The organism is Alteribacter natronophilus (genome assembly GCF_006007885.1).
Lineage (GTDB): Bacteria > Bacillota > Bacilli > Bacillales > Salisediminibacteriaceae > Alteribacter > Alteribacter natronophilus.
This window is the reverse complement of the sequence record NZ_VCRO01000001.1, coordinates 991,117-1,012,681: the sequence shown is the minus strand read 5'-3', so window position 1 is coordinate 1,012,681 and position 21,565 is coordinate 991,117. Positions and strand designations below refer to the sequence as shown.

Below are 21,565 nucleotides of genomic sequence, written 5' to 3'. Positions count from 1 at the left end.
CGGGACAAACCCGGCAAGCGGTAAGGGCTCTCACAGCTGTGAGGGCCCTTACCTTTCTTCAAAAACGAAAACTTTCCTTCTTGATCTGTTTCTGCTTTTGTGATATGGTTTTTTCTATAATTGAATTATTCTCATGTACGTCATGAGGTAGAGGAGCAGGGCGAAAGAGTAACGCGGCTGAGTGCAGGAGCACGGAGAAGCCGTATGAAAGGTCAACCTGCCGAAGGGAAATACCGTCTCCGCCGGTATTTTTCTGGGGTATTGCAGAAAATGCAATGCACTGTCACTGCCCAATCAGCAGTGGAGCACTATCCGGATGATGAAAAGCGACTGTGCAAATTCGTCAGAGACCATTAGTGCTGTGCATTAATTGGTCTCTTTTTGTGTTCAGAGCGCAGCAGTCATCCGAGACCGGACAAAATGAGGAGCGGAAAATGATGAAAAACAACCACCGGATCAATGAAAATGGAAACCTTGAGATAAACGGAGCGGATACAACCCGGCTTGCGGAAAAATACGGAACGCCTCTTTACCTTTACGATGTAGATGATATTTGTGATCGGGCACAGGCTTTCAGACAGGCCTTTGAAGAGGAAGGTGTCGGTTACCAGGTAGCCTATGCAAGCAAAGCCTTCAGCTGTGTGGCCATCTTCGAACTCATGGATGAGCTGGGACTGAGCCTTGATGTCGTGTCAGGAGGAGAACTTTACACGGCAGTAAAAGCAGAATTCCCTCCTGAGCGGATTCATTTTCACGGTAATAACAAAACACCCGATGAAATTGAAATGGCCGTCAATGCAGGCATAGGATGCTTCGTCGTTGATAATTTTCATGAACTGACATGGCTTATGGCGATTACGGATTCACTGGAGAGAGACATGAATGTGCTTCTCCGTATTACACCGGGTGTGGAAGCACATACACATGAATACATCAGTACCGGACAGGAAGATTCCAAATTCGGCTTTGATATTACGAGCGGGCAGGCCGAGGCGGCAATAACACAGGTTATGGGCCACGGCCGTCTCAATCTGCTCGGCGTTCACTGCCATATCGGGTCCCAGATCTTTGACACTACTGGATTTGTCTCCGCAGTACACGAAGTGTTCAGCCACCTTGATCAGTGGCGGGCATCCACCGGTTTCGTTCCGGAAGTTGTCAACCTCGGAGGCGGGTTCGGCATCCGTTATAATGATGAAGATACTCCGCTGCCCCTTGGGGATTATGTAAAGGCGATGGTATCAGCCGTTAAACATGAATCGTCGGAAAGAAACTTTTCTGTTCCGGAAATATGGATTGAGCCGGGCCGGGCGCTTGTTGGTGAAGCCGGTACCACTCTTTATACAGTGGGGGCGCGAAAGTCCATTCCGGGTATCAGGGATTATATCTCCGTTGACGGCGGGATGACAGATAATCTCAGGCCGGCTCTTTATCAGGCAAAGTACGAAGCGCTGGTGGCCAACAAAGCCGGACTTGAAAAGTCGGAAACCGTTTCAGTAGCCGGGAAATGCTGTGAGTCCGGGGATATGCTCATCTGGGATCTCCAGGTGCCTGAACTTAATCAGGGAGATATTCTGGCTGTTACCTCGACGGGCGCATACGGGTATTCGATGGCCAGTAACTACAACCGCATTGCACGTCCGCCGGTAGTATTCATCCGGGGCGGGGAAGATGCGTGTGTGGTTGAACGGGAAACGTATGAAAACATGACGAGCCTCGACCGCTCTATGAAGCAGACGAAAGAACCGGTGCAGCAGGTGAGATAGAGGAAGTAAGGTACTGGTGAGTAAGGGGCCCTGAAGACAGGTGGATAAACCTTCAGGGTCCGTTTTTATCTGCAGAGGTACGGGTACTTTCCTTTTCCCGCAGTATTGTTGTAGAATAGAGCGTGCAGTCAGTTACATAGCAGACTAAAAACCGAGAGGACGGATTTAATATGAAAAAAGGAACGATCGTACTGGACAGTGGAAATAAACTTGAACTGGAGTTCTACCCTGAGGCAGCACCGGGAACCGTGGAAAACTTTGAAAAGCTTGCAAACGAAGGTTTCTACGATGGTCTTACCTTTCACCGCGTAATCCCCGGATTTGTCGCTCAGGGGGGCTGCCCTGTCGGCAACGGTACAGGCGGCAGCGGTAAAACAATCAAATGTGAAACAGAAGGCAACCCGCATAAACATGTGCAGGGAACACTTTCCATGGCTCATGCAGGGAAAGACACAGGCAGCAGCCAGTTCTTCCTTGTTCATGAACCACAGCCTCATCTCGACGGAGTGCACACTGTGTTCGGGCAGGTAACGGAAGGTATGGATGCTGTTCTTGATATTAAAGCAGGCGACGTTATGCAGGAAGTCCGCGTCTTTGACGACAAGTAAAACAGAGTGAAGCAGGCTCCCGGCATGGGGGCCTCTTTCTTTTGAACAGCCTACCTGCGAAAGTATGGTCACTTGCTCCATCCCGGCATATTAAAGCGCTTTCGGGATTTCGGAGCAAAATTCGACCCGTATGTATATTTTTGTGATATACTATACAAAACTTCAATATCACGTTTCTTCGGGGCAGGGTGAAATTCCCAACCGGCGGTGATAAATGAGCGATCATTTTAAGCCCGTGACCCGTTCCCCCTTTGCAGTATGGGAACGGTGGATTCGGTGAAAAACCGGAGCCGACAGTATAGTCTGGATGGGAGAAGAAACAGTGGAAACCGGAATTGATTACGGGACCGGTCTGCCTTTTTGAGGCAGGCGGCAAAGTATTCGGCAAGTGTGTCTTTTTAAGCACCCCGCCACCGGTTTATTAACCATTGTTTTTACGCCTGAAGAGACCTTTTCTTCAGGCTTTTTGATTGCCCGGATTTAACAGCAGGGGGCACTGTATATGAACGATGAAGCATATATGAAACTGGCACTTGGACTTGCCCGGTCTACAATCGGGCAGACATCACCCAATCCGGCTGTAGGGGCAGTCCTTGTGAAAAATAATGAAGTCGTTGGAATGGGGGCTCACCTAAGAGCCGGGGAGCCTCATGCAGAACGCCATGCGCTCACAATGGCCGGGGAAAAAAGTAAAGGTGCTGTAATGTATGTCACACTTGAGCCGTGTGCACATTACGGACGCACGCCTCCCTGTGCAGAAGCACTGATTGAGGCTGAAGTGAGCCGTGTGGTTGTAGGTACAAAAGATCCTGATGAACGGGTGGCAGGCCGGGGAATCCGGATGCTCAGGGATGCAGGAATCAGTGTAACGGAAAACGTCTGCGTTGAGGAGGCAAGGGAACTTAACCGGATGTTCTTTCATTCTGTCACGGAAAAAAGACCGTTTGTGACGCTGAAAACAGCTTCCTCACTTGATGGCAAAATCGCAACAAAAACCGGGGAAAGCAAATGGATTACCGGTGAGGCCGCACGGGAGGACGTTCACAGACTCAGGCATGAACATGATGCCATACTGGTTGGGGTTAATACGGTTATAGCCGACGATCCATCCCTCACCGTGAGGCTGCCGGGAGGAGGTCGTCACCCGGTGAGGGTCGTTCTTGACCATAATCTACGCACACCTGCAGATGCCGGAATGATTCAGGACGGACTTGCGCCGGTCTGGATCGTTTCCTCACAGAACGGGAATACGGAAAGAAAATCAGCACTGGAAGAACAGGGGGCGAAAGTATTCGAGCTCGGCAGGGATACTGTGGAGATTGCACCTCTTCTTACTCTTCTCGGTGAACAGCAGATCCGCTCGGTACTTGTTGAAGGCGGGGGCAGTGTAAACGACAGCTTTCTAAGGTCGGGACTGTTTGAACAGGTGATCGTTTATATTGCACCTCTTCTCATAGGGGGAGAGGATGCCCGTTCATCCTTTGCCGGATCGGGAATCCGCAGTCTTACCGATGCTGCTGAACTATCTATTCAAAAGACAGAAAACATCGGCAGAGACCTGAAAATCACTGCTGTCAGGGAGGGTAATAATGTTTACCGGAATCATTGAGGAAAAAGGAACAGTAAAGGAAATCAGGGAATCGGGTGAAGCCATAGAAATGGTAATTTCAGCACCGGAAATACTGAAGGATGTAAAACTCGGCGACAGTATTGCAGTCAACGGTGTCTGCCTGACAGTTACCTCTTATACAGACCGGGTATTTTCAGTGGATCTTATGCCTGAAACAGTCAGGGCAACTAGCCTGAAAATGCTGAAGACAGGATCAAGTGTCAACCTGGAGCGGGCGATGGCAGCCGGCGGCCGGTTCGGAGGCCATTTTGTAACCGGTCATGTGGATGGGACCGGCACAATTGTTTCCAAACGAAAGGAAGCCAATGCGGTTTATTATGAGATCAGAGTCAGCGGGGATCTTCATAAATATATGATGCTGAAAGGTTCGGTGGCTGTGGACGGCACAAGTCTCACGGTATTTGGAACCGGGGATGATACGTTTACGATTTCCATTATCCCGCACACGATTGAAGAGACAATCATAGGTTCACGGGGCCCAGGAGACATCGTTAACATAGAAACAGACATGCTGGCAAAATATATTGAGCAGTTTCTGACACAGAGAATGACAGCAGATAACGGGGCCTCGGAGAAGCTGACGGAGTCATTTCTGAAGCAGCACGGATTTTAATGCTGCCGAAACCCGGTTTAATACAGCAGTTAAGCCTTGATAATCATGCGGGAAGGGCGTGGAAAAATGATACAGTTTGATGCGATAGAAGAAGCGATTTATGATCTGATGCAGGGGAAAATGGTCATTGTATGTGATGATGAAGACCGGGAAAATGAAGGGGACTTCGTTGCTCTTGCCGATAAAACCACACCGGAAGTCATCAATTTTATGATTACACACGGGCGAGGACTTGTCTGTACTCCGATCACCCAGGCACGTGCAGAAGAGCTTCGTCTTTTTCCGATGGTGGATCACAATACCGATCCCCATGGAACTGCGTTTACAGTGAGTGTAGATCATGAATCAACAACGACAGGGATTTCCGCACACGAGCGGGCGGATACAGTCCGGGCACTGATTAATCCTCAGGCAAAAGGAACGGACTTCAAAAAGCCGGGTCATATTTTCCCTCTGATTGCAAAGGATGGAGGTGTTCTGCGCCGGGCCGGACACACGGAAGCAGCTGTTGATCTGGCACGTCTGTGCGGATCTGCACCTGCAGGTGTCATCTGTGAGATCATAAAGGAAGACGGCTCTATGGCAAGAGTACCGGATCTACGGAAAATTGCTGATGAGCACGATCTTAAAATGATTACAATCAAAGACCTGATCCAGTACCGCAACCGGAAAGATCAGCTTGTTAAAAAAGAAGTGGAAATCTCAATGCCGACAGAGTTCGGTGATTTCAGGGCAATAGGCTATTCCAACGTCGTGGATGGAAAAGAACATGTGGCTCTTGTGAAAGGTGAGATTAACCCGGAGAAACCGACTCTTGTACGCGTTCATTCGGAGTGTCTTACAGGTGACGTTTTCGGATCCAACCGGTGTGACTGCGGGCCGCAGCTTCACGCAGCCCTTGAACAGATCGAAGAAGCCGGTGAAGGGGTGCTCCTTTATATGCGCCAGGAAGGCCGGGGCATCGGACTCCTCAATAAAATGAGAGCGTATAAGCTCCAGGAAGAGGGCCTTGATACGGTCGAAGCCAATACAAAGCTTGGCTTTGCACCTGATTTGCGGGATTACGGAATAGGCGCACAGATTCTCAGGGACCTGGGGGTAAGAAAAATGCGCCTCTTAACGAATAATCCCCGTAAGATTACGGGCCTTAAAGGTTATGATCTTGAAGTAACCGACCGGGTGCCGCTCCAGCTGCCCCATAAAAAAGCGAACGAGCGCTACCTTAAAGCAAAAAAGGATAAACTCGGCCACATGCTTCATTTCTAATTGGCTGTTTTCGGACAGATTATTCCTTTTCGGAAATTAAATAAGGAGCGGAAAGCGTCCGCCTGAAGTGGCCTGGGGTTAAGTGGCATTATGCTGATACGACACAGAAAATAATTTAACAAGTCAGGGAGGAAACAAAAATGGGAAACGTGTATGAAGGACAGCTTGTAGGTACAGGATTAAAAGTAGGAATTGTTGCAGCAAGGTTCAATGAATTTATCACAGGAAAGCTCGTAGGGGGAGCTCAGGATGCCCTGAGACGCCACGGCGTTTCAGAAGACGACGTGGATCTGGCATGGGTACCGGGTGCATTTGAAATCCCGTTAATTGCAAAAAAAATGGCTGAATCCGGCAAATACGATGCAGTCGTTACGCTGGGCACTGTGATCCGCGGGTCCACACCGCACTTTGATTATGTATGTTCGGAAGCTGCGAAAGGCGTATCCGCTGCTGCCATGTCAAGCGGTATTCCTGTCATTTTCGGCGTACTTACAACAGAAACGATTGAACAGGCTATTGAGCGTGCCGGTACAAAAGCAGGAAACAAAGGTGGGGAAGTGGCTGTAGCTGCAATTGAAATGGCAAGCCTTGCAAAAACACTTGACCGATAAAGAAGAGGGAACAATATGATCATTCCGTATCAACAGGATTATAAGAAAATTGCCATGGGGCTGCTTTCCTATATGCCCGGAGAAAAAAAAGTGAAAAAACTGCAGAATACAATGGACCAGTATTCCGGTAACCGGGACTGGGAATTGTATTTCTGGAAGGAAGAAGATACTTTTGTGGGAATTATGGGAGTGGAAATGGATGGAGAGCGTGCTTACCTCCATCACCTGTGTGTGAATCCATCATTCAGATCCGAAGGGATTGGAAAAAGGATGGTCCGGGAGCTGGAAAGTCACCTGGGGACGACAGCACTTTGCCCGACGAAACCCACAACCTCTTTTCTGGATTCATGTAATGAAAGTGGAAACGAAAGAAAGGAAGGCTAATCTGCCTCCCTTTCTTTTCTTTTTTTTCTCAGACTCGTTTCCCTTGCCTGAATCACTTCAGAACGGTCGCGGAGGCTGTGCTTGTATACGAGAGCTCTGTCGAGGCTGGATTCAGGTTTACCCCAGCTGAACCCGGCCGTCCTGCTCCGTTCAATCATTTCCTCTTCCAGTTTTGAATCCCGGAAAGGAAGATTAAACGATGTGTACGGCTCTCCTTTTTCCAGTACAGCCAGTCTTCTGCGGAGGAGGCGGAGCCATTCCGCGGTATCAATTCCGAGCGAGCGGAAAACATCGCTCCTTTTTTCTCCTGCTATTATCACTTTTTTGAGGAGACGCACAGCCCCGGGGAAGTTTCCCTGACGGTGATGATACAGGGCGACGGCAAGCTGAATTAAAGCCAGCCAGTGGTCCTGCCGGTCTTCCTTCCACTTGTCCTCCATAATTTCATGACATTCAAACAGATCCCGTTCTGCCTGAAAATATAGCAGATACTGCTTGTATTCTTCAGGATAGTGCAAGACAATTTCCCCTTTCCGGCCGTTTTCTTCCTTTACTTTAACACAGAACTTTTTCGGGATAAATTTATGCTCTCCGCCGTACGGCTGTGAAAACGTGTGATATAATGCTTTCAGACATTTATGAACAGGGTGAAATGATATGCAGTACAGCGTGAAGTTGCAGGCTTTTGAAGGCCCGCTCGATTTACTTCTCCACCTGATCCAGAAAAATGACCTCGACATTTATGATATTCCGGCAGCGGAGATTACAGACCAGTATATGAACTATATAAAGACAATGAAAGTGCTTCAGCTGGATATTGCCAGTGAATATCTGGTTATGGCAGCCACTCTGCTGGAGATGAAAAGCAGCCACCTTCTGCCGCGGCAGGAGGATGATTTCGAGGATGATGAGATGCTGCTTGATGAAGAAGAGGACCCGCGGGACGACCTGATGAAGCGCCTGATCGAATATAAGCGATATAAGGAAGCGGCCGGGCATCTCCGTGAAAAGGAAGTGGAACGAAGCAGGCTGTTTTCAAAACCGGTAAGTAATCTTTCTGCCCTTTCTGAGGAAGAGGAGCGTGACGTATCGGAAGTGGATGTCACGCTGTATGATATGCTTGATGCCTTTTCCAGAATATCTTCCAGAAAAAAGGAAAGAGAACCTGTTTATTCGACTGTACGCAGAGATGAATATTCGATTGATGAGAGGATGACAGAGATTGTGGACGTTCTGGGTAAGGGTCCTGGGCGCGTACCCTTTGAGGCACTTTTTGAAGAGCGCTCACGCCCCCAGAAAGTCATCACATTTCTTGCTGTACTTGAGCTCATGAAATCGAAGATGATCGGCTGTGATCAGGAAGGTAATTTTGATTCTATTGTTGTTTATCAGACATGAGGTGACAAACGGTGAAAACAGATGAAATGAAAGCCGTGATTGAAGGGCTCCTGTTTGTTTCAGGAGAGGAAGGCATGGATAAAAAACAGCTGGCCGAGGTGCTCGGAGAGGATCTGGAGAGCGTGAACAAGGGGATAGAAGCGCTTACTGCCGACTACAGCGAAGGAAACAGAGGGATACAGATCCTTGAGGCAGGCGGCACTCTGCAGCTGACAACAAAAGCTGAACATGCTCCCTACTTTAAGAAACTTGTTCAGTCTCCGGCAAGTGCGACCCTCTCCCAGGCTGCCCTTGAGACGCTCGCTATTATCGCCTACAGGCAGCCTGTTTCAAGAGTGGAGATTGAGGATGTCAGGGGAGTTAAATCAGAGCGGCCAATCAGAACTCTTATGGGGAAACTGCTGATCAGGGAAGCGGGCCGTGCGGAAGGTACAGGCCGTGCCATTCTTTACGGAACAACGCCTGAATTTCTCGAACAGTTCGGCCTGCGGTCGATTGAAGAACTGCCGCCTCTTCCGGAGAATCCTGATACAGAGGATGCTGAAGGGGAAGCGGATCTCTTTTTTGAGCGATTTCAGGAACAATTTGATGAACCGTCCTAGCATTCTTTACGTACAGGCTTCATAAGCTATAGTACGATAAGCTCAAGGAGGTCTTTATGGGAACCGATTCAATCAGACGTGAGCTTGGCGTAACAGTGGAAAAGCTCAGCTTATCAGCTGGTATTATAAGGGATTTCCTGAATAACGTAACTCTGCCCATGCTTATTGAAGAGACGGGGGAGGATTCGGTGAAAGAAGAGGATCTGTCCCTTCTGCTGGATCAGCTGAGACGTCTGCTTGTTTACAGTGATGAAGCAGTCGAGGCGTGTAAAACACTCCTCCGCCGTAATACCCTTCAGCAGGACCATGCCTCAAAAAGAATGGTCTGGGTTTATCACTACTGTGTGGAGGAGTTTTTTCAGCCGCGATTGGATACGTGGTACGAAGACAGCCGAGCCGCATACTGCGGAAAACATGCCGTGGTATTCCGGTTCCCGGTGCCTGATAGAGTGACGGCCATGATGATGTCCTGTGAGGACTGCATTCAGAAACTGAGGGAAGAACTTGAAGCCTACACAGATTACAGGGCTGGCGGCAGGTAATTGAAACTGCGCTCCGCATTCGTGCGGGGCGTTTTTTTGTTTGGGCTGATTTAGCCTTTACGGAGGGCTGTTCCTTGACCCGCCGGATGACAGCTCGATTTTTTTTACATAGGGAAAGTGATTAATCTGAATATAGAGGGGCTTTCCTTCTGTATATTCCCCATAGAGAATATCCCTTACCGGAATACCGTTCCCGGCCAGAGTTTGTTCAATGTCTTCCTTTGAAAACGGAATCTGCCCGACGTTTTCGCTGACCCATTCCCCGTCACTGATAATGGAAATGGGAAGTAAAGTATCCTGTTTCTTTTCACCCGGTTTCAGATCCTGCCTGACTGCAGCCTGATAAGGCCCTTTTTTCATTACATTTACTGTCCCGTTCGGCTCGAGTACCGCATAGGCGACCTCCTCCATCGAAAAAACATCTTTATCCCTGAGCAGATGCTGCAGCTGATTCAGGTCAAGCTTACTTTTCCGTAACTCCTCCCGGTCAATCACTCCATCACGGATGACTATGGAAGGTTTTCCTTCTAAAATTCCCCGGGTTCGCTTCCACTTTTGTGTGATAAATTCCACTGTAAAGATCAGTCCTCCCCAGAAAACCACAGCATAAAGAACGTAGTTTAACCCGATTTCCTTATCATAGATGGCATTTCCAACCAGCTCCCCAAGCACGAGTGCGGAGATAAAATCAAAGGGAGTCAGCTGGGTAATCTGTGTTTTGCCCAGAACTTTTGTGAGAATCAGGAGCGCAAAAAATCCTGCAAGCAATTCAATTGTAAGAGAGGGGAAGGTTGTATTCATCGTTGCACACTCCTGAATCGTTATCCCTGTTAGGGTTAGCATGAACGAATAATTTATAACACCGGTGAGCCATTATAAGTGTATACGCCTCCGGCTGTCACTTTTCGGACGGCAAAAATCATGCAGCAACCGGAAAGGGGATGTTCACCGTGAAACTGAGAGTTGCCCTGACATTACTCCTTATAATCGCCGCACTGTCTGCACTCGGCGCGTGCGGTAAAACAGATGATGCAGGAGGACAGAATAAACAGCAGGCAACTGCCTCCTATATCGAAGCCCAGAGCGATGTCTCACAGAAAGAAGCTGACACCGTAAAACGCCGGCTTGTTCGGATGAAGGAAGTGAAGGAAGTCAGGGGAGCGTCAGTGGATAATGATATTTATATGGCGCTGACGGTTGAAGGGTTTGACAGGTTCTTTCTGGATCGAATCCGGAAAGCAGCACACGACAGAGCGGCAGAAAAATACCCGGATGCCAATATCCATGTCAGCACTGACCGGAAAATATCCTCTGATTTAAAGAAGCTCGAGACGGAACTGAGCGGAAATAAACTGAATCGGAAAGAGCTTAAAAAAAGGCTCAAAAAAATTGAGGATGATATGAGAGGGTAGAAAGGAGGAACAGATTTGGGAAAGAAAAAGAAAATGCAGAACCTGACGCCGGAACAGCGGCAGTATCAGGATACGGCGCAGAAACACGAAATAAAAAGGCCTGTGGTCGCAAACTGTATTAAAGCTTTTCTGATCGGTGGACTGATCTGCGTATTCGGACAGGCGATCCAGCTGTTTTATATGTATCAGTTTGATTTCACCGAAAAAACTGCCGGGAACCCGACAGTTGCCACACTGATTTTTATCGCCGTCCTGCTTACCGGTTTGGGCGTTTATGATCGCTTTGCCCAGATTGCAGGGGCAGGTACGGCCGTTCCGGTAACCGGATTTGCAAACAGTATGGCTTCTGCTGCCATTGAGCACCGGACGGAAGGATATGTGCTTGGAGTGGGCGGGAACATGTTCAAGCTTGCAGGGTCAGTCATCGTCTTTGGCACATTTGCTGCATTTATTATTGCACTCATACTGAATCTGACAGGATTTGAAGGGGGTTGACGGGATGATTTCAGGACAGCGGACGTGGACGTTTCAGAACAGACCGGTCATTCTGTCAGCCGGAACAGCGGTAGGGCCCTTTGAAGGAGAAGGACTGCTTGCTGATGATTACGATGTCATTCATGAGGATTTGTGGTGCAGCCAGGACAGCTACGAAAAGGCACAGAAAAAGCTTTTCGAAGATGCAGCAAATCAGGCGCTTGATAAAGTGTCCAAAAAGCCTGAAGATGTCCAGTTTATTTTTGCAGGAGATCTTTCAAACCAGATTACATCAAGTTCATTTGCCTGCCGTACGCTCTGTATTCCGTACTTCGGTCTGTTTGGGGCCTGTTCAACTTCGATGGAGGGGCTCGCCCTTGCAGCTTTTATCACGAACTGCCGTGGAGCAGATCTCATTATGACCGGTGCAGTGAGCCACAATTGTGTAGTAGAGAAAACATTCAGGTATCCGACCGAATATGGCGCCCAGAAACCCCCCAGCTCCCAGTGGACGGTAACCGGGGCCGGTATGGCTCTTCTCGCACAGAAAGGTGACGGACCTGTTGTGACTTCTGCCACCATCGGAAAAGTAATCGATATGGGGCTTTCCGATCCGTACAATATGGGAGCAGCCATGGCTCCGGCAGCTGTTGATACAATCACTGCACACCTGAACGAGAGAGGAGTGGAGCCTGACTTTTATGATCTAATTATTACAGGCGACCTCGGAAAAATCGGGAGAAACATCGCTCTTGACCTTTTCAGGGAACAGGGTACCGAAATAGATCCCGAGAAGTTCAAGGATTGCGGTCTGCTTATCTATAATGACGATCAGCCTGTATTTGCAGGTGCCAGTGGAGCGGGGTGCTCTGCCACAGTTTTATATGGTCACCTTCTCAGGCGTATTAATAACGGCGAACTCAATCGTATTCTTGTCGTTGCAACGGGAGCACTGCTTTCTCCCCTTACTTATCAGCAGAAGGAATCCATTCCGTGCATCGCACATGCGGTTGCCATTGAATCGGGAGGTGGAGCAGAGTCATGATGACATTTGTCTGGGCTTTTATTGTCGGAGGGCTGATCTGTGTAATCGGACAGCTGCTGATGGATGTGGGTAAACTTACTCCGGCTCATACGATGAGCGCCCTCGTTGTAAGCGGAGCGGTTCTTGACGGGCTCGGCCTGTATGAACCACTTATTGATTTCGCGGGAGCAGGCGCCACGGTTCCGATCACAAGCTTTGGTAACGCTCTCGTACACGGTGCAGTGGCTGAAGCAAATCAAAACGGTCTGATTGGTATCGTAACCGGAATATTTGAGGTCACCAGTGCCGGTATTTCTTCGGCTATCATCTTCTCCTTTCTCGCGGCCCTTATTTTCAGGCCGAAAGGGTAGAAACAGGATTGAATCGCAGTTTCTTTATACATTCCTTAAACTGAAAATAAGAAAGACGGTGATTGTGTGGAGGATATAAAAAGTGTCAGAGGGTGTCTTGCCTCTCTTCACATGCTTGAAGCAGGGCTTTCGGAACTTCAGATTCAGACTGCTTCAGAAGAAGCGCATGATGTGTACCGGGAATCGATGCTTAAAATACGTACAACGGCAGCCCGTCTCGAGACGCGTATAAACGAGCTGGAAACGACGCCTCCCCAATGATGAACTGAAAGAAAAAGGAGATGACTCTGTATGCCGGGTTGGCTTGAAGTAATACTGAGAACAGTAAGCGCGGTTGTCCTGATCCTTGCTTCTGCAAGACTGCTTGTGCGGAAAAATATTCAGCACATGACCCAGACCGAAGTGCTGCTGATGGCATTTTTTGCAGCTATGCTGGGAGTGGGGACAGTATTGCTTACGGTTCCTGCTGTTTACCCGCTCATCGGTTTTTTTGCTGCATCCATGATCCTGTTTGCTGTTCAGATTCTTAAACAGAAAAGCAGGAGCTTTCGGATGTGGCTGCAGGCCACACCTGTTCCGGTCATAAAAGACGGAAAGATTCTTGAAGATGAAATGAAAAAGCAGCGTTTTTCTACTGACGACCTTGAGGCCGGGCTAAGGAAAAAGGGTGTTTTTAATTTACAGGATGTTGAATTTGCCATGCTTGAAGATACTGGTGAAGTGGATGTGCTTCTTAAAAGTGACCGAAGACCTGTTACAGCTAAAGATTTAAGAATTGAAATGCCTCCCGGAAAAGAAAGTGTCACTGTGGTAAGGGATGGATCCATACAGGATGAAGGACTTAACAGGATCGGTCTTTCCCGTAAGTGGATAGAAGCGGAGATCGAAGCGCGTAACCTTACGCTGGATAATGTTTTTTTTGCACAGGCAGATGGTGATGGTCAGCTGTATGTGGATGTTTTCGATGATAAACTTCCCGCAAAACAGGTCAATGATAAACGGATGCTTCTCACTGCACTTATTAAAGCAGAAGCAGAATTACAGTCCTTTGCGGTTCAGACGGGTGATCAGCGGGCAGCGCAGATGTATGAACTTTGTGCATTTGAGCTTGAGGAAGTAAAGGGCAGGGTGAAAATGTACCTCGAAAATTAAAGGAGGTCCGCCGGTTAATCAAAAAACGGCGGACCTTTTCTCTGTTCATCTTTAAGTGATATGTGGAGACGCCTGTCATCCGTTACAGCTGCATAAAAAACGTCATCCTGTCCTGGAACTCCTTTTTCGAGTAATTCGTTTCTGAGCCACTCCCTGTCGAGACCGAGATCAAAGAGAACCTCTTCGTATACTTTTCCTTCCAGTATGACAGGGTACGCAATACCCGAAGACTTCTTACTGATATTGAGATCTTCGGGAGAGAGGTGATCTTTTTCGGGTTTCATCCTCACGCTGAGGTTGCCGTTTCCCTCCACAATCGCCACTTCCACATCATCTGGATCGAACACGTTTTTTTCCCTTAGCATCTGGAGAATATTATCTGCCGAATAGCGCAGTTTTTTCAGGCTGCCCGGTAAAATGCGCCCGTTATGAACGACAATTGTGGGTTCAAAGGTTACAAGTTTTTCAAACCTTCTGCTCTTGATCATTATATAGGCAATCATGCGCTGGAGAACGGCTATTCCCAGAATGGCAGCCACAGTGTGGATGTGCTGAATATCGGGGTTGGCCAAATCAGCTCCGGTGACCGAAGCAAGTGTCATAATTACAAGGAAATCAAATACCGGAAGAGCACCGATGGAGCGTTTTCCCATAAAGAGGGTTGCAGCAAGAAGAATTGGAAGAATCGTGCTGATTCTGAAAACAATTAAGCCCAGATCCTGTAATACAGCCAACGCACCACTCTCCTTTCCCGCTATCCGGATTACTTTATTTTCCACCCCTGGACAGGGATTATACATTTTCAGAAAGCATAACAGGTGAGGTTGGGCATAGACTTGTACAAACTATGCTTGGACCGGGGGACGGTGTAATGAAAACATTAGCAACAGCAATTTTTCTCATAATATTTGCCTGGAGTACTGCCTTTCACCCTCTGCCGGTGAATGGAGAAGGCTACCCGGGAGAGACATCGGCTCAGGGCGCAGTTCTTATTGAGCTTGAAAGTGGAAGGGTCTTATATGAGAAAGAAGCACATACCCAGATGAGAATAGCGAGTATTACGAAGATCATGACCGCTCTTCTTGCCATCGAAGAAGGTAACCTGGAAGACATTGTAACGGTGTCAGCAAGGGCAGAAGGGACAGAAGGTTCGTCATTATACCTCTATGCCGGTGAAAAGCTGCCGCTCAGAGATCTTGTATACGGGTTAATGCTTCGTTCCGGCAATGATGCGGCTGTAGCCATCGCTGAACATATTGGCGGGAGCCTCGAAGGTTTTGTTTACATGATGAATGAAAAGGCACGTGAAATCGGTATGTCGGGAACCGTATTTAATAATCCCCACGGTCTTGATGATCATGAAGAACATTATTCAACTGCCTACGACATGGCACTCCTTACGAAATATGCGATGGAAAACAGTGCGTTTCGTGAAGTTTCCGGTACAAAAAGCTACCGGGCTTCGGAACGGGAGAACGGCTACCGGGTATTTAATAATAAAAACCGGCTTCTCACCCAGCTATATCCCTACTCAACGGGAGGCAAAACCGGCTACACAAAACGTGCCAAGCGGACACTTGTTTCCACTGCTGCAAAAGACGGTCTCGAACTTGCTGCTGTTACACTCAACGCTGGGAGTGACTGGCAGGACCATATGAATATGTTCAACTGGGCGTTTGACAATCTGACGATTACTGAGCTTGTGAAGGAAGGGAAAGTTAAAGGAATAAAGGACGAGGTATACAAAGGCAGGGTATTTGCCGATTACAGCTTTGAATATCCGCTTACAGAAGAGGAAGAAGGCCTTGTTGAAAGCAGAGTGACTCTCCTTAAACCTGATCCCCGCTGGGAGGACACGGGTTATCCCGATCCCATCGGATCAATTCAGGTTTACCTGGAAGAGGAAAGGATCGGGGCTGTTCCGCTGTCCTACGTGACGGAAAGAAAGGATCACCGGACATTCTGGCAGAAGATGTGGGATGTGTTCTTTACGGTTACTGGTGTGAAGACAAGTGGTTAATCTGATCTGGGTCATACTGTTCGTCGTCGGGATTGCTTTTGCAGCCGTAAACGGGACAATGGACCAGGTTAATAAAGCTGTATTTGAAGGGGCCAGGGAAGCAGTAACGATCTGTATTGGTCTGATCAGTGTTCTTGTATTCTGGCTCGGTTTAATGAAAATTGCCGAACAGGGTGGTATTCTCAGAGGGATGAGCAGACTTCTGGGACCCCTGGTACGTAAGCTTTTTCCGGAGGTGCCGAAAGATTCTCCGGCAATGGGATACATTCTTTCCAATATGAGCGCAAATATGTTCGGTCTTGGAAATGCGGCGACACCGATGGGGATAAAAGCAATGGAGGAGCTGAAAAAGCTTAACGGGGGACGGGATGAGGCAAGCCGTTCAATGATTACGCTTCTTGCGATCAACACGGCAAGTATTACCCTTATTCCAACAACCGTCATCTCACTGCGTCTTCAGTATGGCTCGGTTTCCCCTACAGAAATAGTCGGAACGACGATAATAGCAACTGCATGCTCCACGGCAGGCGCTGTCCTTATTGACAGGTATTTCCATTACCGGAGGGTGCAGAAAGGAAGAGGGTGATTGGTATTGGAATGATTACAGCTGTTTCACTCTGGATCATCCCCTGTCTGATTGCCTTTATTCTTGTGGTGGCTGTGATTCGGAAGGTGCCGGCCTATGAGGCTTTTGTGGAAGGTGCAAAAGAGGGAGTGGGGATGTCCTTTGCTATTATTCCCTACCTTGTCGGCATGCTCGTGGCTATCAGCGTATTCAGGGAATCAGGTGCGATGGAGTTTTTTATTGATCTTATCAGGCCCGCACTTCATGCCCTTGGAGTGCCCGCCGATATTGTTCCCCTTGCTATGATCCGGCCACTGTCGGGCACAGGGGCACTCGGTATGACTTCTGACCTTATTGCCACTCACGGCCCCGATTCATTTATAGGCCGGCTTGCATCAACAATGCAGGGGAGTACAGATACAACGTTTTACGTGCTTACGGTGTACTTTGGAGCCGTAGGAATTAAGAAGATGGGCGACGCCCTCAAAGTTGGCCTTCTTGCAGATGTAATCGGCATTGCATCAGCTATTGTAGTTGTTACGCTCGTTTTTGGATAACTAAGGAACGATTCGTGCACCTCCAGTCGTATATTCATTAGCCCCGCCCGCCTGTCGGCGGGTTTTTTACTGTGAAGGAGAGTCTACTCATTGCGAAGGACACGGAACCTCAGCCGCTTCCTGAGGAAAGTGGCGTATATTCAGGAGCTATACCTGAACCGCACCATGATTCACCTCTTAAAACAGCAATTTCAACGCTTCCTGGAACCTCCACGTTGAGAGTTTGATAAAAAAAAGATAAAATAAAAGTTTGAAACAGTGTGCACAGCGGCGACACTGTCAGTGAAGAGCAGTGCCGACCAGACAGAAGAGGTGAAGTTTGTGGAAAGATTACAGAAAATCATAGCCCAGGCCGGGATTACATCCCGACGGAAAGCGGAAAGCCTTATCGAGCAGGGGCGTGTAAAAGTAAATGGAAGTGTCGTTACGGAACTTGGTGCTAAAGCGGATCCATCCTCGGATGAAATTGAAGTGGATGGAGTTCCTGTAGGTAAGGAAGAACCCGTTTATTACCTTTTATATAAGCCCCAGGCCGTCATTTCAAGTGTAGATGATCATCATGGAAGAAAGACGGTAACCGACCTGGTCGAAACGGATAAACGGATTTATCCGGTTGGAAGACTGGATTACGATACATCCGGACTCATCCTTCTCACCAATGACGGGGAATTTGCAAATATGCTCATGCATCCGAAGTTCCGGATCCATAAAACGTATATTGCAAAAGTAAAAGGGATCCCTTCCCGCCAGAAACTTAAAACACTGGAGAAGGGGATTGAGCTTGAAGACGGCAAAACAGCACCTGCCCGCGTGAAGCTCGTCAGAGGGAACAGCAAAAAAGAAAATGCTATTGTTGAAATAACCATTCACGAAGGCAGAAACCGGCAGGTGAGGAGAATGCTGGAAGCGATCGGTCACCCCGTGGACAAGCTGAAGCGGGAACAGTATGGGTTCTTAACACTTAAAGGTCTTAATGCAGGAGAATACCGGGAACTGAAACCCCATGAAGTAAAAAAGCTGCGTGAGCTTGCCGTCACATAATGTTCATTTTTTGACCGGGGTAATTCCCTGTTCACTCTCCCGGGCGAATGCTAATATGAGAGTGTGGATTAAACTGTGCGGCAGAACATGCCGGTAACTGAGGGGAGAAAGAATGAAAAAAAGGAGACTGGTCATAAGAACTGCTATCCTTCTTGTTCTGACAGCAGCTCTCGGATATACGTTTTATACTCACTTCTCCGAAGAACGGGGGCTTGTGGATGCAGGTGACGAGGCGCCCGACTTTGCTCTTGAGGATATGGAAGGTAACACTGTACACCTTGATGAAATGAAAGGAAGTGGTGTATACCTCACGTTCTGGGCAACATACTGCGCCTACTGCCGGGATAAGATGGAGTACTTGAAGGATTATCATGAAGACTACAGGGATAAAGGGGTAGAAATCGTTGCAGTCAACGTAGACGAGCCGTCCGTTTCGGTGCAGCGCTATATTGACAGGCACAGCGTCCCTTATGCCAATGTTATCGATCGTGGAATGCGGGTTAGTAACGCCTACGGTGTTCGGAGTCTGCCTGCCGTATTCCTTATTGATGAATCAGGAGCCGTTGTTGAAAGACAGATCGGCGGCAAAACCGAAGCCCAGGTTCTTGAGGCTTTGGATAAATTAGTACCGGGCAGCGGGTAGGGGGTCACCATGAAGAAAGTGATTTGTGAATGCGGCCATGAAAATCCCTACGGCACGGAACTGTGCGAATCGTGCGGTAAACCACTGAAAGACCAGGGAAAAGGCCTTGTAAACATGCGTTACGAAGGGGCGGCTCGCCGCTCACAGACATACAGCAGAACGATAGTGGATAAAATATGGAACTTCTTTTCATCCGTAAAGGTCGGCGTATGGATCATCGTTCTCACTCTGATTGCGTCCTCACTGGGAACAGTTTTTCCTCAGGAGATGTTCATTCCTCCCGGGGAACGGGCGTCTGTGTATTATCAGCAGGAATATGGGACGGCAGGTCAGCTCTTTTACCAGCTGGGCTTTCATAACCTATACAGTTCCTGGTGGTATATGCTCCTTGTGGCGGGGCTTGCCACCTCACTCATCATTGCGAGTATTGACCGGTTTTTCCCGCTGTACAGAGCGCTTAAAAATCAGCGGGTGACACGTCACCCGGGATTTATGAAGCGTCAGCGTCTTTATCACACAGAAAGAGCGGGAGAGGATGCTCACGATCGTCTGAAAAAGGCGGGGGATGCACTCCGGGAAAAACGCTACCGTGTGAGAGAGGAAAATGGAAATCTCCTCGCGGAAAAAGGCCGTTTTTCCCGCTGGGGCCCGTATGTGAACCATATCGGACTCATCATATTCCTGATCGGGGCTACACTTCGTCTGTTTCCTGAAATGTATCTGGATGACCATATCTGGGTCAGGGAGGGTCAGACTGTGGAAGTTAAAGGAACCGGAGGGGAGTATTCTGTCCGGAACGAGGAATTCCTGATTGAATTTTACGATGATGAAGATGAAAGGTTTATAAACAACCCCCAGCAGGCCAGTGCAGTAGCCAAGACCTATCAGACAACGGTTACGCTGTTTCAGCAGACATCGGAAACGATTGGTTCAGGTGTAGAGCCGGATGAAGTGGAGCAATTCCCGATTCGGGTGAACAACCCGCTCACCTTTGACGGTTTTTCCCTGTATCAGGTTGATTTCAAGCTCAATGAACTGTCCGAATTCACCTTCGCCGTGGAGCCTGAAGAAGGAACAGACGATGAACTGTACAGTGAAACAATTGATGTGAACCTGTACGATCCTGAAACCGTTTATGAAATGGATAACGGCTTTACGGTTGAGATTCTGGAGTATTTCCCGAACTATGTATTTGAGAATAATGAACCGGGTACCCTCAACCGTATTCCCGACAACCCGCGTTTCATTGTGGAAATCACCCCTCCTGGTGAAGAGGAAGGTGAAATGAGCATGGTCGGCATACAGGTGAATAATCCCCTATCGGAGGAAAGTGACTACCGCCTCCGGATGGTTGATTTTGATACGAACCATGTAAGCGCCCTTGCTGTAAGACGTGACCGGACAATCCCGATTCTCATCGCAGGTGGTATTATTTTCATGATCGGACTTGTGCAGGGGGCGTACTGGCATCACAGACGTATATGGATTCAGGAGCGTGACGGCGAACTGCTTCTTGCCGGACACGCTAATAAAAACTGGAATGCCCTCAAAAAGGATTTTTCCTGGCTTTCGGAAAAAACTGGACTTCCGGAACCTGCAGACCAGGCGGAAAAGGAAGAGACTGACGGTACGAGGGATGAAGGAGTGAAGAGTAACCATGGCGACGCTGGCTCAGACAAGCAGTAATCTGCTTCTGGCTGCATTTTTCCTGTATTTCCTGGCTACAGTGTTTTTCGCTGTATCCATTACAGGCGGCCGCTTTAAAAATAAAGAGGGTGACGAAAAGAACCGGACTGGAACATACGGCTACATTTCGTCCGTTCTCGCTTTTGTATCTGCGATCGGTTATTTTGTAACCCGCTGGATTGCAGCGGGTCACGCACCGGTCAGTAACATGTTTGAGTATACGACGTTTCTCGGAATTATGATGGGTCTTGGATTTGTCATTATTTATCCGATCTATAAGAGCAGAGTGCTGGGACTATTCACGATGCCGATCGTCATGCTGATCATTGCCTACGCTTCGGTATTTCCAACAGAGATTCAGCCGCTCATCCCGGCGCTGCAGACAGGGTGGCTTCAGATTCACGTTATTACAACGGCTCTTGGACAGGGAATTCTTGCTGTCGGGTTTGCAGCCGGACTCGTTTATCTTATCCGTGTGACCGATTTCAAGGCAAAATCAAAGAAAGTAACCGCCCTGGAGCTGGTACTGTTCGGTCTTCTCTGCTTTGTCGGACACGTCCTTCTGAACATGGGATTTGGTGCTGCCGGCTACGAAAAAGAATTCAATTACACGAATGAATACGGTGAACAGGCTCAGATGGAGTATCAGCTTCCGGCGATTATCGGGCCGAACGAAGCGGAGCTTGCTTCCGAGACCGGATCGAACCCGCTTCTTCTTGCTCCGGATTTTATCGTTGCAGATGATCTGAATGCGGTTATCTGGGCATTTATTGCCGGTACCGCTCTTTACTGGCTGCTGCGTCTTGTCCTGCGTAAACCGATTGGCGGGGCACTTCAGCCGCTTGTAAAAGGCGTCAATCCCCAGAGTGCCGATGAACTTAGTTACCGGGCGATTGCCATCGGATTCCCGATCTTCACACTGGGCGGGCTGATCTTTGCCATGATCTGGGCCCAGATTGCCTGGACACGCTTCTGGGGCTGGGATCCAAAGGAAGTATGGGCGCTTATCACGTTCCTGTTTTATGCAGCCTATCTTCACCTTCGCCTCTCGAGAGGATGGCACGGCGAGAAAAGTGCCTGGCTCTGTGTGATCGGATTTGCAATTATTATGTTCAACCTGATCTTTGTAAACCTGGTTATTGCAGGACTCCACTCCTATGCCATGTAAAACAGACCCGCTGCCCTGTGCAGCGGGTTTTA

The 21,565-nt window shown here is 48.5% G+C and carries 26 protein-coding genes and 2 riboswitches; of the genes, 23 read left to right on the top strand and 3 right to left on the bottom strand.

The window, feature by feature from the left end; all coding sequences use genetic code 11:
- Positions 1–140 precede the first annotated feature (140 nt).
- Positions 141–319, top strand: a riboswitch (Lysine riboswitch).
- Positions 320–434: 115 nt separating this feature from the next.
- From lysA to FGB90_RS05035, 7 genes are all read left to right on the top strand, one after another.
- Positions 435–1,766: a diaminopimelate decarboxylase gene (gene lysA / locus FGB90_RS05065; protein ID WP_138809455.1), complete on the top strand. Its 1,332-nt coding sequence runs from the start codon at positions 435–437 to the stop codon at positions 1,764–1,766.
- A gap of 170 nt (positions 1,767–1,936) precedes the next feature.
- A complete protein-coding gene (locus FGB90_RS05060; protein WP_138809454.1) occupies positions 1,937–2,374 on the top strand; it encodes a peptidylprolyl isomerase in 438 nt (145 codons plus the stop codon).
- A 170-nt stretch (positions 2,375–2,544) separates the two neighbouring features.
- Positions 2,545–2,697: riboswitch (FMN riboswitch) on the top strand.
- 179 nt (positions 2,698–2,876) lie between these two features.
- On the top strand, positions 2,877–3,983 hold the full coding sequence (ribD, locus tag FGB90_RS05055; RefSeq protein WP_138809453.1) for a bifunctional diaminohydroxyphosphoribosylaminopyrimidine deaminase/5-amino-6-(5-phosphoribosylamino)uracil reductase RibD: 1,107 nt from the start codon (positions 2,877–2,879) through the stop codon (positions 3,981–3,983).
- Positions 3,964–4,617, top strand: a complete 654-nt coding sequence (gene ribE, locus FGB90_RS05050; RefSeq protein WP_138809452.1) for a riboflavin synthase — start codon at positions 3,964–3,966, stop codon at positions 4,615–4,617. The genes ribD and ribE overlap by 20 nt, the downstream gene beginning before the upstream one ends.
- Positions 4,618–4,683: 66 nt before the next feature.
- Entirely contained in the window at positions 4,684–5,883 is a 1,200-nt protein-coding gene (locus FGB90_RS05045) for a bifunctional 3,4-dihydroxy-2-butanone-4-phosphate synthase/GTP cyclohydrolase II (protein ID WP_138809451.1), read from the top strand.
- Positions 5,884–6,023: 140 nt separating this feature from the next.
- The gene (gene ribH / locus FGB90_RS05040; protein ID WP_138809450.1) at positions 6,024–6,494 is read left to right on the top strand and encodes a 6,7-dimethyl-8-ribityllumazine synthase; all 471 of its coding nucleotides are present in this window, start codon (positions 6,024–6,026) and stop codon (positions 6,492–6,494) included.
- A 15-nt stretch (positions 6,495–6,509) separates the two neighbouring features.
- Entirely contained in the window at positions 6,510–6,878 is a 369-nt protein-coding gene (locus FGB90_RS05035; RefSeq protein WP_138809449.1) for a GNAT family N-acetyltransferase, read from the top strand.
- Here FGB90_RS05035 and FGB90_RS05030 read toward each other — a convergent pair.
- Positions 6,875–7,396: a DUF309 domain-containing protein gene (locus FGB90_RS05030; protein WP_171051706.1), complete on the bottom strand. Its 522-nt coding sequence runs from the start codon at positions 7,394–7,396 to the stop codon at positions 6,875–6,877. The two genes, FGB90_RS05035 and FGB90_RS05030, sit on opposite strands and share 4 nt — an antisense overlap.
- 139 nt (positions 7,397–7,535) lie before the next feature.
- On the opposite strand from FGB90_RS05030, the gene FGB90_RS05025 reads away from it, so the two are divergent.
- From FGB90_RS05025 to FGB90_RS05015, 3 genes are read left to right on the top strand one after another with little or no spacing between them, the layout of a single operon-like run.
- Complete coding sequence (locus tag FGB90_RS05025) at positions 7,536–8,276, top strand: segregation/condensation protein A (protein ID WP_138809447.1); 741 nt, start codon at positions 7,536–7,538, stop codon at positions 8,274–8,276.
- Between the two features lie 26 nt (positions 8,277–8,302).
- Complete coding sequence (scpB, locus tag FGB90_RS05020) at positions 8,303–8,878, top strand: SMC-Scp complex subunit ScpB (RefSeq protein ID WP_171051744.1); 576 nt, start codon at positions 8,303–8,305, stop codon at positions 8,876–8,878.
- 56 nt (positions 8,879–8,934) lie between these two features.
- On the top strand, positions 8,935–9,420 hold the full coding sequence (locus FGB90_RS05015) for a DUF3907 family protein (protein ID WP_138809445.1): 486 nt from the start codon (positions 8,935–8,937) through the stop codon (positions 9,418–9,420).
- 57 nt (positions 9,421–9,477) lie between these two features.
- Here FGB90_RS05015 and FGB90_RS05010 read toward each other — a convergent pair whose 3' ends face one another.
- Positions 9,478–10,221 carry a DUF421 domain-containing protein gene (locus tag FGB90_RS05010; RefSeq protein ID WP_138809444.1) on the bottom strand — a complete coding sequence of 248 codons (744 nt, stop codon included), beginning with the start codon at positions 10,219–10,221 and terminating at the stop codon, positions 9,478–9,480.
- Between the two features lie 149 nt (positions 10,222–10,370).
- On the opposite strand from FGB90_RS05010, the gene FGB90_RS05005 reads away from it, so the two are divergent.
- From FGB90_RS05005 to FGB90_RS04980, 6 genes are all read left to right on the top strand, one after another.
- Complete coding sequence (locus FGB90_RS05005) at positions 10,371–10,832, top strand: YhcN/YlaJ family sporulation lipoprotein (RefSeq protein ID WP_171051705.1); 462 nt, start codon at positions 10,371–10,373, stop codon at positions 10,830–10,832.
- Positions 10,833–10,865: 33 nt separating this feature from the next.
- A complete protein-coding gene (spoVAC, locus tag FGB90_RS05000) occupies positions 10,866–11,327 on the top strand; it encodes a stage V sporulation protein AC (RefSeq protein WP_138810019.1) in 462 nt (153 codons plus the stop codon).
- A gap of 4 nt (positions 11,328–11,331) precedes the next feature.
- A complete protein-coding gene (spoVAD, locus tag FGB90_RS04995; RefSeq protein ID WP_138809442.1) occupies positions 11,332–12,351 on the top strand; it encodes a stage V sporulation protein AD in 1,020 nt (339 codons plus the stop codon).
- Positions 12,351–12,701, top strand: a complete 351-nt coding sequence (gene spoVAE / locus FGB90_RS04990) for a stage V sporulation protein AE (RefSeq protein WP_138810018.1) — start codon at positions 12,351–12,353, stop codon at positions 12,699–12,701. Before spoVAD ends, spoVAE begins: the two co-directional genes overlap by 1 nt.
- Positions 12,702–12,767: 66 nt before the next feature.
- Complete coding sequence (locus FGB90_RS04985; RefSeq protein WP_138809441.1) at positions 12,768–12,962, top strand: hypothetical protein; 195 nt, start codon at positions 12,768–12,770, stop codon at positions 12,960–12,962.
- A 30-nt stretch (positions 12,963–12,992) separates the two neighbouring features.
- Positions 12,993–13,853, top strand: a complete 861-nt coding sequence (locus tag FGB90_RS04980; protein ID WP_138809440.1) for a DUF421 domain-containing protein — start codon at positions 12,993–12,995, stop codon at positions 13,851–13,853.
- 14 nt (positions 13,854–13,867) lie between these two features.
- On the opposite strand, the gene FGB90_RS04975 is transcribed toward FGB90_RS04980, so the two are convergent.
- A complete protein-coding gene (locus FGB90_RS04975; RefSeq protein ID WP_138809439.1) occupies positions 13,868–14,587 on the bottom strand; it encodes a DUF421 domain-containing protein in 720 nt (239 codons plus the stop codon).
- 137 nt (positions 14,588–14,724) lie between these two features.
- On the opposite strand from FGB90_RS04975, the gene FGB90_RS04970 reads away from it, so the two are divergent.
- The 7 genes from FGB90_RS04970 to ccsB all read left to right on the top strand — a co-directional run bounded on the left by FGB90_RS04970 (position 14,725) and on the right by ccsB (position 21,533).
- On the top strand, positions 14,725–15,873 hold the full coding sequence (locus FGB90_RS04970; RefSeq protein WP_138809438.1) for a D-alanyl-D-alanine carboxypeptidase family protein: 1,149 nt from the start codon (positions 14,725–14,727) through the stop codon (positions 15,871–15,873).
- Complete coding sequence (locus FGB90_RS04965) at positions 15,866–16,459, top strand: nucleoside recognition domain-containing protein (RefSeq protein ID WP_138809437.1); 594 nt, start codon at positions 15,866–15,868, stop codon at positions 16,457–16,459. Before FGB90_RS04970 ends, FGB90_RS04965 begins: the two co-directional genes overlap by 8 nt.
- An 11-nt stretch (positions 16,460–16,470) precedes the next feature.
- Entirely contained in the window at positions 16,471–16,995 is a 525-nt protein-coding gene (locus tag FGB90_RS04960) for a spore maturation protein (RefSeq protein WP_438502682.1), read from the top strand.
- 321 nt (positions 16,996–17,316) lie between these two features.
- Positions 17,317–18,036 carry a pseudouridine synthase gene (locus FGB90_RS04955; protein WP_138809436.1) on the top strand — a complete coding sequence of 240 codons (720 nt, stop codon included), beginning with the start codon at positions 17,317–17,319 and terminating at the stop codon, positions 18,034–18,036.
- Positions 18,037–18,148: 112 nt separating this feature from the next.
- Positions 18,149–18,679: a thiol-disulfide oxidoreductase ResA gene (gene resA, locus FGB90_RS04950; RefSeq protein ID WP_138809435.1), complete on the top strand. Its 531-nt coding sequence runs from the start codon at positions 18,149–18,151 to the stop codon at positions 18,677–18,679.
- Positions 18,680–18,688: 9 nt separating this feature from the next.
- Positions 18,689–20,365, top strand: a complete 1,677-nt coding sequence (resB, locus tag FGB90_RS04945; protein WP_138809434.1) for a cytochrome c biogenesis protein ResB — start codon at positions 18,689–18,691, stop codon at positions 20,363–20,365.
- Positions 20,346–21,533 carry a c-type cytochrome biogenesis protein CcsB gene (gene ccsB / locus FGB90_RS04940; RefSeq protein WP_138810014.1) on the top strand — a complete coding sequence of 396 codons (1,188 nt, stop codon included), beginning with the start codon at positions 20,346–20,348 and terminating at the stop codon, positions 21,531–21,533. Before resB ends, ccsB begins: the two co-directional genes overlap by 20 nt.
- Positions 21,534–21,565: the final 32 nt, after the last annotated feature.

Bases quoted from the DNA above. Each gene is read 5' to 3' on its own strand.
- lysA (WP_138809455.1), top strand. From the start codon at position 435: ATGATGAAAAACAACCACCGGATCAATGAAAATGGAAACCTTGAGATA.
- FGB90_RS05060 (WP_138809454.1), top strand. From the start codon at position 1,937: ATGAAAAAAGGAACGATCGTACTGGACAGTGGAAATAAACTTGAACTG.
- ribD (WP_138809453.1), top strand. From the start codon at position 2,877: ATGAACGATGAAGCATATATGAAACTGGCACTTGGACTTGCCCGGTCT.
- ribE (WP_138809452.1), top strand. From the start codon at position 3,964: ATGTTTACCGGAATCATTGAGGAAAAAGGAACAGTAAAGGAAATCAGG.
- FGB90_RS05045 (WP_138809451.1), top strand. From the start codon at position 4,684: ATGATACAGTTTGATGCGATAGAAGAAGCGATTTATGATCTGATGCAG.
- ribH (WP_138809450.1), top strand. From the start codon at position 6,024: ATGGGAAACGTGTATGAAGGACAGCTTGTAGGTACAGGATTAAAAGTA.
- FGB90_RS05035 (WP_138809449.1), top strand. From the start codon at position 6,510: ATGATCATTCCGTATCAACAGGATTATAAGAAAATTGCCATGGGGCTG.
- FGB90_RS05025 (WP_138809447.1), top strand. From the start codon at position 7,536: ATGCAGTACAGCGTGAAGTTGCAGGCTTTTGAAGGCCCGCTCGATTTA.
- scpB (WP_171051744.1), top strand. From the start codon at position 8,303: ATGAAAGCCGTGATTGAAGGGCTCCTGTTTGTTTCAGGAGAGGAAGGC.
- FGB90_RS05015 (WP_138809445.1), top strand. From the start codon at position 8,935: ATGGGAACCGATTCAATCAGACGTGAGCTTGGCGTAACAGTGGAAAAG.
- FGB90_RS05010 (WP_138809444.1), bottom strand. From the start codon at position 10,221: ATGAATACAACCTTCCCCTCTCTTACAATTGAATTGCTTGCAGGATTT.
- spoVAC (WP_138810019.1), top strand. From the start codon at position 10,866: ATGCAGAACCTGACGCCGGAACAGCGGCAGTATCAGGATACGGCGCAG.
- spoVAD (WP_138809442.1), top strand. From the start codon at position 11,332: ATGATTTCAGGACAGCGGACGTGGACGTTTCAGAACAGACCGGTCATT.
- spoVAE (WP_138810018.1), top strand. From the start codon at position 12,351: ATGACATTTGTCTGGGCTTTTATTGTCGGAGGGCTGATCTGTGTAATC.
- FGB90_RS04980 (WP_138809440.1), top strand. From the start codon at position 12,993: ATGCCGGGTTGGCTTGAAGTAATACTGAGAACAGTAAGCGCGGTTGTC.
- FGB90_RS04970 (WP_138809438.1), top strand. From the start codon at position 14,725: ATGAAAACATTAGCAACAGCAATTTTTCTCATAATATTTGCCTGGAGT.
- FGB90_RS04960 (WP_438502682.1), top strand. From the start codon at position 16,471: ATGATTACAGCTGTTTCACTCTGGATCATCCCCTGTCTGATTGCCTTT.
- resA (WP_138809435.1), top strand. From the start codon at position 18,149: ATGAAAAAAAGGAGACTGGTCATAAGAACTGCTATCCTTCTTGTTCTG.
- resB (WP_138809434.1), top strand. From the start codon at position 18,689: ATGAAGAAAGTGATTTGTGAATGCGGCCATGAAAATCCCTACGGCACG.